The organism is Pigmentiphaga daeguensis (genome assembly GCF_039523035.1).
GTDB lineage: Bacteria > Pseudomonadota > Gammaproteobacteria > Burkholderiales > Burkholderiaceae_B > Pigmentiphaga > Pigmentiphaga daeguensis.
Genome location: NZ_BAAAEN010000042.1, coordinates 19,856 through 33,529, shown reverse-complemented (window position 1 = coordinate 33,529; position 13,674 = coordinate 19,856). Strand labels below are relative to the sequence as shown.

Sequence of the window (13,674 nt, the reverse complement as noted above, 5' to 3'; positions counted from 1 at the left end):
GAATGGAGCGCCGAGGAATACCAGCACAAGTGCGAAAGCCTTGGAATCCATCCCGGTAGCCCGTCGTACGAGCCGTGCATACTGCAGCAACAGAAACTGGACGAGGAAGGGATACAGCACTCCATGGACCGCGCGGCCCAACAAAAGCACCATAAATAGGCGCCGGCGTGGAAGTGGCCATTGCCCACCCGGATCAGCTGATTCATGTCCGGACCGTCCTGGGCGTCGTGATGGGTTTGAGCGTGGCCCGCCTGTTGACGGGCCTCGCGCGGCTGATACAGCACCCCGGCCGCGTCCGCCTGTACCCGACCCACCTGATCTGGGCCGCCTTCCTGTTTCTGGGGGTCGTCTACTTCTGGTGGTTCGAGTTCGGATTGCAGCATGTGGCGCAATGGTCGTTCGAACTCTATTTTTTCCTGATCTTCTATGCCGCGCTGTTCTTCCTCCAATGCACCTTGCTGTTTCCGGACCACATGGAAGAATACAGCGGCTTCGAGGCTTATTTCCACTCGCGGCAGAAATGGTTTTACGGGCTATTGGCCGCGCTGGCCATTGTCGACGTCATGGATACCCTGTGGAAGGGCATCGAGCACTTCCACGCAATAGGACATTGGGGCTCTGTTGCAAAAATCGTGAAGCTTGAGCATGCTTGGCGGAGATTGGACGGACGGAACGATGACGGATTTCAAGTGGCGCCATTTCCAGGGTGATGTGATCCTGTGGGCGGTGCGCTGGTATTGTCGCTATCCGATCAGCTATCGCGACCTTGAGGAAATGCTGGCGGAACGCGGCATTTCGGTCGACCATACGACGATCTATCGCTGGGTCCAGTGCTACGCCCCGGAGATGGAGAAGCGGCTGCGCTGGTTCTGGCGGCGTGGCTTTGATCCGAGCTGGCGCCTGGATGAAACCTACGTCAAGGTGCGGGGCAAGTGGACCTACCTGTACCGGGCAGTCGACAAGCGGGGCGACACGATCGATTTCTACCTGTCGCCGACCCGCAGCGCCAAGGCAGCGAAGCGGTTCCTGGGCAAGGCCCTGCGAGGCCTGAAGCACTGGGAAAAGCCTGCCACGCTCAATACCGACAAAGCGCCGAGCTATGGTGCAGCGATCACCGAATTGAAGCGCGAAGGAAAGCTGGACCGGGAGACGGCCCACCGGCAGGTGAAGTATCTCAATAACGTGATCGAGGCCGATCACGGAAAGCTCAAGATACTGATCAAGCCGGTGCGCGGTTTCAAATCGATCCCCACGGCCTATGCCACGATCAAGGGATTCGAAGTCATGCGAGCCCTGCGCAAAGGACAGGCTCGCCCCTGGTGCCTGCAGCCCGGCATCAGGGGCGAGGTGCGCCTTGTGGAGAGAGCTTTTGGCATTGGGCCCTCGGCGCTGACGGAGGCCATGGGCATGCTCAACCACCATTTCGCAGCAGCCGCCTGATCGGCGCAGAGCGACAGCCTACCTCTGACTGCCGCCAATCTTTGCAACAGAGCCGGAGAAAGATTCTTTTCAATCATGGTGGTGGGAGTCCTGTAGCGCCTAACGCTTCATCAGGCGGGAAAGAATGTTGTCGAGAACGTGGTCGAGATGCTCGGCCATGGCCTCTCGTGCGCGAGCCTTGTCGCCGGTGGCCACGGCGTCCAGCAGACGGAGATGCTCGGCCACGGTTTGGCGGAAATCGCCGGGAACCGGCGGCGTGGCGAACAGCATGGACCGGCGGCGCAACTGCTCGATCAGTTCGGCCATGGAACGGCTACCGCAGGCATCGCAAATGGCGCGGTGCAGTTCGAGATCGAGCGCGACGCGCTGCCGGTTGTCCCGGACTTCTCCGGCCAGCAACAGCTCCAGGGCCTTGCGCAGGTCGGCGACCGTGTGGGGTTCGATCCGGCCCGCGGCGTCGCCGGCCGCCTCGACCTCCAGCAGGCGCCGGATCTTGAGCAGCTCGAGAAACTCCTCCAGCGTGATGCGGCGCACTTCCAGCACGCCGTTGTTGCGCTGGATGAAACCTTCGCCTTCGAGCCGCCGCAGAGTCTCGCGCAAAGGGGTACGGGAAACCCCCAGCCGTATCGACAACTGCCGCTCGGAGATCGGCACTCCCAACGGGATCTCATGAGTCAGCAGCATCTCGTGCAACTGCGCATGGAGCCGGTCGACCAGGCCTTTGCCGCCCTCCAGCAGCGGCTCGGTGCCGTCGGCGCCGTCTTCCTCCACGGGACGCACGCCGGCGCCGGAAGAAATGATTGCCATGAAGCGATGCTCCGCTTTATTGCACTGCCGACTTGCCGCCCGGCGCGAACTGCGGGTCGTACACCAGCGACACCGGCGGCGCGGCCGGCAACTCGAAGCTCTCGGTGATGGTGGCGATGTTTTTCTTCATCCGGTCGGCATCGACATAGCCGATCCCGTACTTCTGGACATTCGGCGTCTTGACCTTGTGGTCGATCAGGAACTGCAGGCGCTCGGTTTCGAGCACGGGGTCGATCAGCCGGTTGCGAGCGGCCACCGCCTTCGTCGCCGCCGCCGGGTCGGCTATGGCATCCCGCCATCCTTTCAGCGCGGCGGCGATGAACTTGCGGACCGCCTCGGGCTTGTCACGCAGCAATGCCTGGCTGGCGATGATGGAGTTGCTGTAGACATCCAGGCCGAAATCCGCATATTCCAGAATGTCAACGTTCTCGCGCTTGGCGCCGCGTCCTTTCAGGTTGAACCAGGACGTGTAGTCATTGCCGATCACCGCGTCGACCTGTCCGGTCAACAGCATGGAATCGCGCAACTGCGGCGAGATCTGCTTGTAGGTGATCTTGGACGGATCGACGCCGGCGATGCGCATCAGCGCCGGGAACAGGCGCGCCGGCCCGTCGGCGTTGCCACCGCCCACGGTCTTGCCCGCCAGATCGGCCGGCTTCTTGATGCCTGCGCTGGACAGGCTGATGATCGCCTGCGGCGCGCGCTCGTACATCACGAAAACGACCTTGGGCGTTACCGCGGGCTGGCGGCTGGCGAATTCGACAAGCGTGGAGAAATCGGCCGAGGCCATCTGATAAGTCCCCGACGCCACGCGGGTTACCGCATCGCCCGATCCCGAAGAAGGATCGATGGTGACATCGAGGCCTTGCTCTTTGAAGTAGCCGCGCTCGAGCGCCAGCAGATACGGTCCGGCACTCCCATCGAGCGTGAAGTTGAAGGCGAACTTGATGCGGGTCGGCTCGGCCGCTTGTGCGGAACCCACCACGAACAAAGCGCCCACGGCGAGCAGCTTCAAACCTGAAAACAGTTTCATCGGGATCCTTTCCGGCTGTGGATGACAGGAAAGGCGGCATGCGAACGTGGTGCATACATGTGGCATACCACCTTGATGCCACGGTTATGCAAGTCACATGCCAGCATGGGAACCGGCGTGCGGGAATGACCTGCATCTCCAGTAAAACCGGGGCTTTCAGGGCGAAAGCAAGGACACGACGAAGCAACGCATGCGACCGCCGCAGGAATCAGACGCCGCACCACCAAGGGGCTGGCGCCGGCCTATGTTGGTGCCGGGCGGGGCACGAGCCGACTCGGTCGAATGCGGGTTAACCCTGAATAGTGAGTCCGTTTCAACTGGTCTACTATCCGTACCAGCAGACCAGCACCCGATCCCACCCGCAAGGACCACCCCGCTCATGAGCTTCCGTCTTCCCCGCATTCCGCGCCGCCGGTCGCTGGCCGCGCTGGCCGCCGGCCTGCTGCTGGCCACGGCCGGCACCGCCGCCGCCCAGGACTATCCGCGCCAGCCCATCAAGGTGCTGGTGCCGTCGGTGCCCGGCAGCGCGCCCGACGCCTTCGCCCGTATCCTGGCGGAACCCCTGTCCAGCGGGCTGGGGCAGAAGGTCGTGGTCGAGAACAAGCCCGGGGCGGGCGGGCTGATCGCGATGGAAACGCTGGCCAAGGCGGAGCCGAACGGCTACACGCTGGCGATCGCGCACGACGGCAACATGGCGATCAACACCATCGTCTACAAGCAATTGCCCTACCGGCCCTTGCAGGATTTCACGCCGGTCTCGCTGCTGGGTTTCAACGAGTTCGTGCTGGCGGCCAACCCCGCCCTGAAGATCAAGACCTTCGCCGAATTCGTGGCCTACGCGCGCGGCAAGCAGGGCAAGGCCACGTACGGGTCGGCGGGCGTGGGTTCGCCCAACCACCTGTTCATGGAACAGCTGATGCAGGCCGCCGGTATCCCGCTTTCGCACGTGCCCTACAAGGGCGGGCCGGCCGCGATGCAGGATCTGCTGGGCGGCCAGATCGACGTGATGCTGGTCGGGCTTTCGCCCGCGCTGCCGCACATCCAGGGCGGCAAGCTGGTGGCCGTGGCGGTGCCGCAGTCCACGCGCTCGAAGATGCTGCCCGGCACGCCCACGGTGGCCGAATCCATCCCGGGTTTCGCGACGCGCACGTGGTTCGGGCTGTACGGTCCGGCGGGCCTGCCGGCGGCGGTGGTCGAGCGCCTGAACCGGGAGCTGCGCCGCGTGCTGGCCGATCCTTCGGTGAAGGACCGCATCGCCGCGCAGGGCATGGTGGCCGAGGCCGGTTCGCCCGCCACGCTGGCGGCCATGACGGAAGAAGACATCCGCCGCTACCGCCAACTGGCCGACGCGATCAAATTAGAAGCGAATTGAACCCACCCCTACGCGCTTCGCGCGCCCCTCAAGGGGCGGCACTGGCGGACCGGCAAAGCCGGATCCGCTGTGCCCTGGATCGGACCGCGCACTTCCGCGCGGCGTCATAGAGCATCGAAATGTCTACCCTGCGGCCTAATTTTCTGATCTTCGTGACCGACCAGCAGCGCGCGGACCACCTCGGCTGCTATGGCAACACACAGGTGCGCACCCCGCACATCGACGGCATCGCCGCGCGTGGCACGGTGTTCGAGCGGTGCTACGTGGCCTCGCCGGCGTGCATGCCCAACCGCGCCGCCATCATGACCGGGCGCATGCCTGGCGCGGCCGGGGCGCGCATGAATGGCGTGCCGCTGCCGCTGGACAGCCGCACCTTCGCCGACGCGCTGCGCGAGGCGGGCTGGCGCACGGCGCTGATCGGCAAGAGCCATTTGCAGAACATGACGGACGTCGAGCCGTCCTGGCGCAAGGGCGAGGCCGCCGACCGGCCGCAGGCACGGCGCGAGGACCGCGATTGCGCCGCCTACGAGCAGGAGTCGGTGGTGCGCTGGCGGGACCCGGACCATGCGGTGCGGCTGCCCTACTATGGTTTCGATCACGCCGAACTGTGCCTGGAGCACGGCGACGAAGTCGGCGGCGCCTACGACCGCTGGTTGCATGCCCGCTGCCCCGAGGCCGACACGCTGCGCGGCCCGGACCACGCCCTGCCCGGCGGCAAGACGGCGGCGCCGCAGGCCTGGCGCACCGCGCTGCCCGAGGACCTGTATCCCAGCGCCTTCGTCCGGGACCGCGCCATCGACTGGCTGGAAGACCATGCGGCACGGGGCGGCCAGCCCTTCCTGCTGGCCTGTTCCTTTCCCGACCCGCACCACCCCTTCACCCCGCCCGGCCGCTACTGGGACATGTACCGGCCCAAGGACATCGAACTACCCGCGACCTGCGGGCCGGCCACGCCGGCCGACACGCCGCTCAAGCGCGCGCTGCACGAGGAACTGGCTGCCGGGCGCCGTTCCACGGCCGGCAGCCGGGTCATCGCCGTGACGCAGGACGAGGCCCGCGCGGCCATCGCGCTGAACTACGGCGCCATCACCTGCATCGACGACATGGTCGGCGCCATCCTGGCCAGGCTGCAAGCCCTGGACCTGGCGCGCGACACCGTGGTGCTGTTCCTGAGCGACCACGGCGATTTCATGGGCGACCACGGCCTGCTGTTCAAGGGGCCGCTGCACTACCGCAGCGTGATCCGCATGCCGCTGATCTGGGCCGACCCCCAGGCCGGCGCGGGCGGCCGGCGCGCCGATCTCGCCAGCGCGATCGACATCGGCCCGACCATCCTGGCGCGCGCGGGCCTGGCCGCGCCGCATGGCACGCAGGGACGCGACCTCGCCCCCGCCGCCGCGCCGGCCGCGGCGCGCGCCTCGGTCCTGGTCGAGGAAGAAGGCCACCGCCCCATGCCCGGCAGCGGCCTGCCCAAGGTTCGCACGCTGGTCACGCCGGGCTGGCGGCTGTCGGTCCACGCCTTCGAGGAATGGGGGGAACTCTACGATCTGCGCGAAGACCCCGACGAACGCGTCAACCGCTGGGACGATCCGGCCTGCGCCGCCGTGCGGGCGGAACTGACGCTGGAACTGGTGCGCGCCATGGCGCGCCACGCGGACGAATGCCCGCTGCCCACGCGGATGGCCTGAGGAGACAGGTATGCTTACCGAACCAGTGGCCAAAGTGACAGGGATCACCCGTATGCAGCTTATTTCCCGTATCCCCGGCGATACCCCCAACATCACGCGCCGGACCATCCGCGACCAGATCAGCGACAAGCTGGCCTACATGATCCATTCGGGCCTGCTGCGGCCGGGCGACGAACTGCCTTCCGAACGCGAGCTGGCGACCACGCTGGGGGTGTCCCGCGAGACGGTCCGGGCCGCCATCGGCATGTTGCAGGCATGGCGCATGCTGGAAGTCAGCCAGGGCGCCCGTACGCGCGTGCTGGGTCCGGGCACGGTGGCGGTGCAGGACTCGGTCAGCACGCTGCGCGACCTGGGCGACCGCTCGCTGGAGGAAGTGGCCGAGGCACGCGCCGCGGTGGAGGTGCAGGTGATCCGCCTGGCGACCCGCCGCATCACCCCTGCCCAGTTGAGCCGGCTGGACCGCCTGGTGGCGGACCAGGAAACCATGATGGACGATCCCGTCCGCTTCCAGATCTCGGACCAGGAGTTCCACGAGGTGCTGTACCGCGCCTGCGGCAACGGCCTGCTGGCCGACGTCGTGTTCGACTTCTACGGCTACGCGCTGGAGCACCGGCGCCGCGCCTTGCAGCGGTCGGGCGCCATCGCGCACAGCGTGACCGACCACCGCGCCATCGTCGCCGCGCTCAAGAGCGGCGACCCGGAAACGGCAGTGGCCGCCATGCAGCGGCACCTGGACCAGGTCCATCGCACCACGCTACAGGAAATCGATCACTCATGAGCACTCCCGTTTCCCTGGACCCGCGCGCCGCGGGCCTGTTCGGGCCCGACAGCCGGCTCGAACGCCTGTACACCGGCGCCACCTGGAGCGAAGGCCCGGTGTGGCTGGCGGCGCAGCGCATGATGCTATGGAGCGACATCCCCAACAACCGCATCCTGGCCTGGGACGAGCGCGAGGGCGGACGGGTCTGGCGCGACGAGGTCGACTTCACCAATGGCCACACCGCCTCGGCCGACGGCTCGCTGCTGCACTGCTCGCACGGCATGCGCGCCATCCTGCGCACGCGCTTCGACAGCGCCGGCCGCCCCGGCGCGCCCGAGGTGCTGGTCGATCGCTATCAGGGCCGCCGGTTGAATTCGCCCAACGACCTGGTCGAGAAGCGCGACGGCAGCATCTGGTTCACCGACCCTCCCTACGGCATCCTGTCCGACCGCGAAGGCCACCAGGCGCCGTCCGAGCTGCGCGCCAACTACGTGTTCCGCTACGACCCGGCCACCGGCGCGCTGGACGTCGCCAGCGACCTTGCCGAGGAACCCAACGGCCTGGCGTTCTCGCCCGACGAAAGCGTGCTGTACGTGACCGACACGTCGGCCGCGCTGCGCACGGACGGCAGCGGCAATCACCACATCCTGGCCTTCGACGTGATCGGCGGCCGCACGCTGGCCCGCCCCCGCGTGTTCGCGGTGGTCGAGCCCGGACTGGCCGACGGCATACGGGTGGACGAACGCGGCCGGGTCTACAGCAGCAGCGAGGACAGCGTCCAGGTCTATCACCCCGACGGCACGCGCCTGGCCCGCATCCCCGTCCCCGAGAAGGTCGGCAACCTGACCTTCGGCGGCGCCGCGCGCGACGAACTCTACATCTGCGCGTCGACCTCGCTGTATCGCATCCGCCTGAACACGCACGGCCATTCCTGAGAGCCCGCCATGAGCCAAGACACCCTTTTGCTGGTAGAAAAATGTTCGCACTGCATCAGCTGGTACGACCCCGAGTCGGGCGAGCGGCTGCGCAGCCTGCCCCTGCCCGACTTCCCGCATGAATTCGCGATCGACTCGGCCCAGCGCTACGTCTACGTGGGGCACTATGGCGTCGAGACCTCCGGCCACGTCGGCCCGGGGGGATCCGCGATCCTGCAGATCGATATTCGTTCGGCCCAACTGGTAAGGTCTATAGACCTGTTCCCGTTCAACCGCATCCACGGCATGCAGATGGACCAGCACGACCGGCTCTACGCGCTGAGCGAGGAAAAGGCCATGCTGCTGGTGCTGGACCAGCCCGACACCGACACCGCGCCCAAGCGCGCCATGCCCTCGGGCGGCGTGAAAAGCCATCTGTTCGTGCTGACGCGCGACGGCCAGACCGCCTTCAGCATGAACCTGCTCAGCCACACGGTGACCAAGCTGCGCCCCTGGGAACCGCTGTCCCAGCCCGTGGCCTGCCATCCCGGCCTCAAGCCCGAAGGCTGCTGCCTGAGCGAGGACGAACGCACGCTGTTCGTCAGCAACCGCTGGAGCAACACGCTGTCGGCCATCGACACCCAGACCATGGAAGTGCGCCTGACGGTGCCCTCGCGCGAGGATGCGACCCGCATCTACCGCGCCGGCAACCGCCTGCTGGTGACGAACTACGGCGACCGCAGCGTCTCGGTGGTCGACCCCGTCACCCTGCAGGAAACGGGCTACGTGAAGATGGACGCGCGCGCCATCGCGCTGTCGCTCCATCCCACGCGGCCATTGGCCTACATCTCGCAGGACGACGACCGCGTCGGCGTGCTGGACCTGCAATCGCTGCGCTTCACCCGCTTCATCGCCACGCAGCGCGAACCCGACGTCTCCCGGATCGTCCGGATCTGAGCCCCTTCCCCTTCTTGATGGCTGACATTCCATGACTACCCCTCTTCGTCCCGTCGTCGCGCTTACCCTGGGCGATCCCGCGGGCATCGGTCCCGAACTCGTCGCCCGGCTGCTGTCGCGGCCGGACGTCCCGCGCCAGGCCAACATCGTGCTGGTCGGCGATCCCTGGCTGTGGGAACAAGGCCAGCGTGTGGCCGGCGTACGGGTCGGGACCCGTCCGGTCGAGGACTTCGCCGAAGTCCGCGCGCGTCCGGATGCCGACGTGCCCGCCTTCCTGCCCATGAATACCGTCGACCCGGTGGACGTGATCGTGGGCAAGGCGCGGGCGGCGGGCGGCAAGTCGGTGCTGCAAGTGCTGGACCGCTGCATGACCGCGGCCATGGACGGCCAGATCGACGCCATCTGCTTCGCGCCGCTGAACAAGCACGCGATGAAGCTGGGCGGCCTGCGCCACGAGGACGAGCTGCATCACTTCGCCGAATACCTGGGCGTGACCACCTATTTCTGCGAGTTCAACACCATGGGTTCACTGTGGACCTCGCGCATCTCGTCGCACATTCCCATCAAGGACGTGCCGCGCTACATCGACAAGGACCGCATCAAGGACGCCACGCGCCTGATCCACCGCTCGCTGCTGGCCAACGGCGTCCAGGCCCCGCGCGTGGCGGTGGCCGCGCTCAATCCGCACGGCGGGGACGGCGGCACCTGCGGCCGCGAAGAGGTCGAGATCATCGAACCGGCCGTGCGCGAACTGGTGGCCGAGGGCCTGCCCATCGAAGGCCCGTACCCGGCCGACACCATCTTCCTGAAGGCCCGCGACGGGCTGGTCGATGCCGTCGTCACCATGTACCACGACCAGGGCCAGATCGCCATCAAGCTCCTGGGATTCTCCAAGGGCGTGACCGTGCAGGGCGGACTGCCCATTCCCATCACCACGCCCGCCCACGGCACCGCCTACGACATCGCCGGCCAGGGCCGCGCCGACGACAACGCCATCGCCAACGCCTACGCCATCGCCTGCCGCATGGGCCTGGCCCAGCGCCAGGCCGCCACCCGATAACTTTCCTTTCGCGAACCATCATGAAAATCCAATCCGTCCGCGCCCGCGTCTTCGAATGGAAGGGCAAGACCGTTCCGCCCCAGGCCAATTTCTGCTCCAACGCCATGGACGCCCTATACGACCGCGGCGACTCCATGAAGACCTTCCGCTTCCACGGCTGGACCGTGGTCGAGATCGAGACTGACGACGGCATCGTCGGCCTGGGCAACGTCGCGCTGGCGCCGCACATCGCCAAGGCCATCATCGACCAGTACCTGGCCCCGCTGGTGATCGGCCAGGACCCCTGGGACTACGAATACCTGTGGCAGCGCATGTACCGCTCCACGCTGGCCTGGGGCCGCAAGGGCGTGGCCATGGCGGCCATCTCGGCGGTGGACCTGGCCATCTGGGACATCCTGGGCAAGTCGGTGAACAAGCCCGTGTTCAAGCTGCTGGGCGGCCGCACCAAGGAACGCATCCCCTGCTACTACTCCAAGCTGTACCGGGGCGACCTGAAGGCCATGCAGGAAGAGGCGCAGACCTTCCTGGACCAGGGCTTCACCGCGTTCAAGATGCGCTTCGGCTACGGCCCCAACCACGGCACGCGCGGCGTGGCCGAGAACCTGAAGTCGGTGCAGGCCGTGCGCGAGGTCATCGGCTACGAGTCCGACCTGATGCTGGAGTGCTACATGGGCTGGGACCTGGACTACGCGCGCCGCATGCTGCCCAAGCTGGAGAAGTTCGAGCCGCGCTGGCTGGAAGAGCCCGTCATCGCCGACGACGTGGACGGCTATGCCGAACTGTCGCGGCTGAGCGCCATTCCCATCTCGGGCGGCGAGCATGAATTCACGCTGCACGGCTTCCGCCAGCTGCTGGACAAGAAGGCGGTGTCGGTCGTGCAGTACGACACCAACCGCGTCGGCGGCATCACCGCTGCCCACAAGATCAACGCGCTGTGCGAGGCGCATGCCATACCCGTGATCCCGCACGCCGGCCAGATGCACAACTACCACCTGACCATGAGCACGCTGGCCTCGCCCATGAGCGAGTACTTCCCGCAGTTCGACGTGGAAGTGGGCAACGAACTCTTCTACTACATCTTCAAGGGCGAACCCGTCGCCAAGGACGGCTTCCTGCAGCTGGACGACACGGTGCCGGGCCTGGGCCTGACCCTGAACACCGAGTATCTCGATCAATTCCAGATCAGCGAGTGAACATCATGCGCGTCATCCAATTCATCGAGGACGGTCAGCTTTGCGTGGGCGTCGTGGCCGGCGACGACGAGATCGAAGTCAGCGGCGCCCGCGAGGGCGTGTACGGACTGGCCTTGCAGGCGGCCCGCGAGGGCGTGGCGCTGGAAGCGCTGGTCCGGCGCCTGGACTCGGGCCGCCGCGTGCGCTACCAGTCGCTGGTGGACGAGCGGCGCCTGCTGCCGCCGGTCACCCATCCCGACGCCGCCCGCATGCTGATCTCGGGCACCGGCCTGACCCACCTGGGCAGCGCCGCCTCGCGCGATGCCATGCACGCCAAGCTGCAGGAAGACACCAACCTGACCGACTCCATGAAGATGTTCAAGCTGGGTGTCGAGGGCGGCAAGCCGGCGGCAGGCCAGGCGGGCGCGCAGCCCGAGTGGTTCTACAAGGGCGACGGCAGCCTGCTGGTGGCGCCGGAGTGCGACTTCCCCGTGCCCGGCTTCGCGCTGGACGCGGGCGAGGAGCCCGAGCTGGTGGGCGTGTACGTGATCGACGACCAGGGCGCGCCGCGCCGCATCGGCTTCGCCGTGGGCAACGAATTCTCGGACCACCTGACCGAGCGCTTCAACTATCTGTGGCTGGCGCATTCCAAGCTGCGGCCCTGCGCGTTCGGGCCCGAGCTGCTGCTGGGCGAACCGCCCGCCGACCTGCGGGGCGCCAGCCGCATCGTGCGCGGCGGCGAGGTCCTGTGGGAAAAACCCTTCGTCACCGGCGAGGCCAACATGAGCCACACCCTGGCCAACCTGGAACACCACCACTTCAAGTACCCGCAGTTCCGCCGCCCCGGCGACCTGCACGTGCACTACTTCGGCACGGCCACGCTGAGCTTCTCCGACCAGATCCGCACCGTGGACGGCGACCGCTTCGAGATTTCGCTGGACGGCTTCGGCCGCCCCCTGCGCAACGCCGTCCGCTTCGAGCCCGCGCCGGCCGTGGTCGGCGTCACGTCCCTGTAGAACCGACATGAACACACCGGAATACCATCTGTACATAGCCGGCGAATGGATGCCGGGCGTCTCCGCCCGCCCCAACGTCAACCCCTCGGACACCAGCGACGTGATCGGCCTGTACGCCCAGGCCGACGCCGGGCTGGCGCACCGCGCCATCGCCGCGGCGGCGCGGGCCCGGCCGGCCTGGGCCGCGTCCACGCCCCAGCAGCGTTTCGACGTGCTGGACGCGGTCGGCGGCGAGCTGCTGGCGCGCAAGGAAGAGATCGGCCGCATGCTGTCGCGCGAGGAAGGCAAGACCCTGCCCGAGGGCATGGGTGAGGTCGCGCGCGCCGCGATGATCTTCAAGTTCTTCGCCGGCGAGGCCCTGCGCACGCCCGGCGACTTGCTGCCGTCGGTCCGCCCCAACGTCGGCGTCGAAGTGTTCCGCCAGCCCGTGGGCACGGTCGGCCTGATCACGCCGTGGAACTTCCCCATTGCCATCCCGGCATGGAAGATCGCGCCGGCGCTGGCCTACGGCAACACCGTGGTTTTCAAGCCCGCCGAACTGGTGCCGGGTTCGGCCTGGCTGCTGGCCGAGATCCTGTCGCGCACCGCGCTGCCCAAGGGCGCGTTCAACCTCGTCATGGGCGCCGGCTCGGCCGTGGGCCAGGCATTCGTCGATTCCCCCGAGGTCCAGGCCATCAGCTTCACCGGATCGGTGGCCACCGGCCGCCGCATCATCGCCGGGGCCGCCGCGCGCGGCGCCAAGGTGCAATGCGAGATGGGCGGCAAGAACCCGCTGGTGGTGCTGGACGACGCCAACCTGGAGCAGGCCGTGGAAACCGCGGTGCAGGGTTCGTACTTTTCCACCGGCCAGCGCTGCACGGCGTCGAGCAAGCTGATCGTGGCCGCCGGCATCCATGACCGCTTCGTACAGGCGATGCGGGAGCGCATGGCCAGGCTGAACGTCGGCCACGCGCTGCGTGCCGGCGTAGACATCGGGCCGGTGGTGGACGAGCGCCAGCTCGCGCAGAACCTGTCCTACCTCGACATCGCCCGGCGCGAGGGCGCGCAGGCCATCATCGGCGGCGAGACGCTGGAGCGCGACACCGTCGGCTATTTCCAGGCGCCCGCGCTGGTAACAGGCACCGAGCCCGGCATGCGCATCAACCGCGAGGAAGTCTTCGGCCCCGTCGCCAGCGTGTTGCGCGCCCGCGACTACGACGAGGCCCTGCACCTGGCCAACGACACCGAGTTCGGCCTGGCGTCCGGCATCTGCACGACCTCGCTGAAGTACGCCACGCATTTCCGGCAGCACGCCCAGGCGGGCATGGTAATGGTGAACCTGCCCACGGCCGGCGTCGACTACCACGTTCCCTTCGGCGGCACCAAGGCTTCATCCTACGGCCCGCGCGAGCAAGGCCGCCACGCGGCCGAGTTCTACACCACGGTCAAGACCGCCTACATCGCAAGCTGAAAAAC

13 protein-coding genes are annotated in these 13,674 nt (G+C 67.2%); 11 read left to right on the top strand and 2 right to left on the bottom strand.

Annotated elements, in window-relative coordinates; genetic code table 11:
• The first annotated feature begins 167 nt into the window (after window positions 1–167).
• A complete protein-coding gene (locus tag ABD104_RS28930) occupies window positions 168–710 on the top strand; it encodes a hypothetical protein (protein ID WP_207958704.1) in 543 nt (180 codons plus the stop codon).
• On the top strand, window positions 676–1,440 hold the full coding sequence (locus ABD104_RS28925) for an IS6-like element IS6100 family transposase (RefSeq protein WP_001389365.1): 765 nt from the start codon (window positions 676–678) through the stop codon (window positions 1,438–1,440). The genes ABD104_RS28930 and ABD104_RS28925 overlap by 35 nt, the downstream gene beginning before the upstream one ends.
• A gap of 99 nt (window positions 1,441–1,539) precedes the next feature.
• On the opposite strand, the gene ABD104_RS28920 is transcribed toward ABD104_RS28925, so the two are convergent.
• Both ABD104_RS28920 and ABD104_RS28915 read right to left on the bottom strand, forming a co-directional pair.
• Window positions 1,540–2,247, bottom strand: coding sequence for a GntR family transcriptional regulator (locus ABD104_RS28920; protein WP_087836549.1), 708 nt, complete (start codon window positions 2,245–2,247; stop codon window positions 1,540–1,542).
• A 16-nt stretch (window positions 2,248–2,263) separates the two neighbouring features.
• Window positions 2,264–3,280 (bottom strand): ABC transporter substrate-binding protein, encoded by a 1,017-nt coding sequence (locus ABD104_RS28915; RefSeq protein ID WP_165963367.1) that lies wholly within the window; start codon window positions 3,278–3,280, stop codon window positions 2,264–2,266.
• Between the two features lie 379 nt (window positions 3,281–3,659).
• On the opposite strand from ABD104_RS28915, the gene ABD104_RS28910 reads away from it, so the two are divergent.
• From ABD104_RS28910 to ABD104_RS28870, 9 genes are all read left to right on the top strand, one after another.
• The gene (locus ABD104_RS28910) at window positions 3,660–4,652 is read left to right on the top strand and encodes a Bug family tripartite tricarboxylate transporter substrate binding protein (RefSeq protein WP_165963366.1); all 993 of its coding nucleotides are present in this window, start codon (window positions 3,660–3,662) and stop codon (window positions 4,650–4,652) included.
• Between the two features lie 119 nt (window positions 4,653–4,771).
• Window positions 4,772–6,340 carry a sulfatase family protein gene (locus ABD104_RS28905; RefSeq protein WP_087836552.1) on the top strand — a complete coding sequence of 523 codons (1,569 nt, stop codon included), beginning with the start codon at window positions 4,772–4,774 and terminating at the stop codon, window positions 6,338–6,340.
• Between the two features lie 52 nt (window positions 6,341–6,392).
• A complete protein-coding gene (locus ABD104_RS28900) occupies window positions 6,393–7,118 on the top strand; it encodes a FadR/GntR family transcriptional regulator (protein ID WP_176400614.1) in 726 nt (241 codons plus the stop codon).
• On the top strand, window positions 7,115–8,035 hold the full coding sequence (locus tag ABD104_RS28895; protein WP_087836554.1) for an SMP-30/gluconolactonase/LRE family protein: 921 nt from the start codon (window positions 7,115–7,117) through the stop codon (window positions 8,033–8,035). The genes ABD104_RS28900 and ABD104_RS28895 overlap by 4 nt, the downstream gene beginning before the upstream one ends.
• Window positions 8,036–8,044: 9 nt before the next feature.
• Entirely contained in the window at window positions 8,045–8,971 is a 927-nt protein-coding gene (locus ABD104_RS28890; protein WP_087836555.1) for a YncE family protein, read from the top strand.
• Window positions 8,972–9,002: 31 nt separating this feature from the next.
• Window positions 9,003–10,031: a 4-hydroxythreonine-4-phosphate dehydrogenase PdxA gene (locus tag ABD104_RS28885; protein WP_087836556.1), complete on the top strand. Its 1,029-nt coding sequence runs from the start codon at window positions 9,003–9,005 to the stop codon at window positions 10,029–10,031.
• 20 nt (window positions 10,032–10,051) lie between these two features.
• Window positions 10,052–11,224, top strand: coding sequence for an L-rhamnonate dehydratase (locus ABD104_RS28880; RefSeq protein WP_087836557.1), 1,173 nt, complete (start codon window positions 10,052–10,054; stop codon window positions 11,222–11,224).
• 5 nt (window positions 11,225–11,229) lie between these two features.
• A complete protein-coding gene (gene araD1 / locus ABD104_RS28875; protein ID WP_087836626.1) occupies window positions 11,230–12,219 on the top strand; it encodes an AraD1 family protein in 990 nt (329 codons plus the stop codon).
• A 7-nt stretch (window positions 12,220–12,226) separates the two neighbouring features.
• Window positions 12,227–13,669, top strand: a complete 1,443-nt coding sequence (locus ABD104_RS28870; protein WP_425543364.1) for an aldehyde dehydrogenase family protein — start codon at window positions 12,227–12,229, stop codon at window positions 13,667–13,669.
• Window positions 13,670–13,674: the final 5 nt, after the last annotated feature.

Excerpts from the sequence above, each read along its gene's own strand:
- ABD104_RS28925 (WP_001389365.1), top strand. The coding sequence starts at position 676 with ATGACGGATTTCAAGTGGCGCCATTTCCAGGGTGATGTGATCCTGTGG.
- ABD104_RS28920 (WP_087836549.1), bottom strand. The coding sequence starts at position 2,247 with ATGGCAATCATTTCTTCCGGCGCCGGCGTGCGTCCCGTGGAGGAAGAC.
- ABD104_RS28915 (WP_165963367.1), bottom strand. The coding sequence starts at position 3,280 with ATGAAACTGTTTTCAGGTTTGAAGCTGCTCGCCGTGGGCGCTTTGTTC.
- ABD104_RS28910 (WP_165963366.1), top strand. The coding sequence starts at position 3,660 with ATGAGCTTCCGTCTTCCCCGCATTCCGCGCCGCCGGTCGCTGGCCGCG.
- ABD104_RS28905 (WP_087836552.1), top strand. The coding sequence starts at position 4,772 with ATGTCTACCCTGCGGCCTAATTTTCTGATCTTCGTGACCGACCAGCAG.
- ABD104_RS28900 (WP_176400614.1), top strand. The coding sequence starts at position 6,393 with ATGCAGCTTATTTCCCGTATCCCCGGCGATACCCCCAACATCACGCGC.
- ABD104_RS28895 (WP_087836554.1), top strand. The coding sequence starts at position 7,115 with ATGAGCACTCCCGTTTCCCTGGACCCGCGCGCCGCGGGCCTGTTCGGG.
- ABD104_RS28890 (WP_087836555.1), top strand. The coding sequence starts at position 8,045 with ATGAGCCAAGACACCCTTTTGCTGGTAGAAAAATGTTCGCACTGCATC.
- ABD104_RS28885 (WP_087836556.1), top strand. The coding sequence starts at position 9,003 with ATGACTACCCCTCTTCGTCCCGTCGTCGCGCTTACCCTGGGCGATCCC.
- ABD104_RS28880 (WP_087836557.1), top strand. The coding sequence starts at position 10,052 with ATGAAAATCCAATCCGTCCGCGCCCGCGTCTTCGAATGGAAGGGCAAG.
- araD1 (WP_087836626.1), top strand. The coding sequence starts at position 11,230 with ATGCGCGTCATCCAATTCATCGAGGACGGTCAGCTTTGCGTGGGCGTC.
- ABD104_RS28870 (WP_425543364.1), top strand. The coding sequence starts at position 12,227 with ATGAACACACCGGAATACCATCTGTACATAGCCGGCGAATGGATGCCG.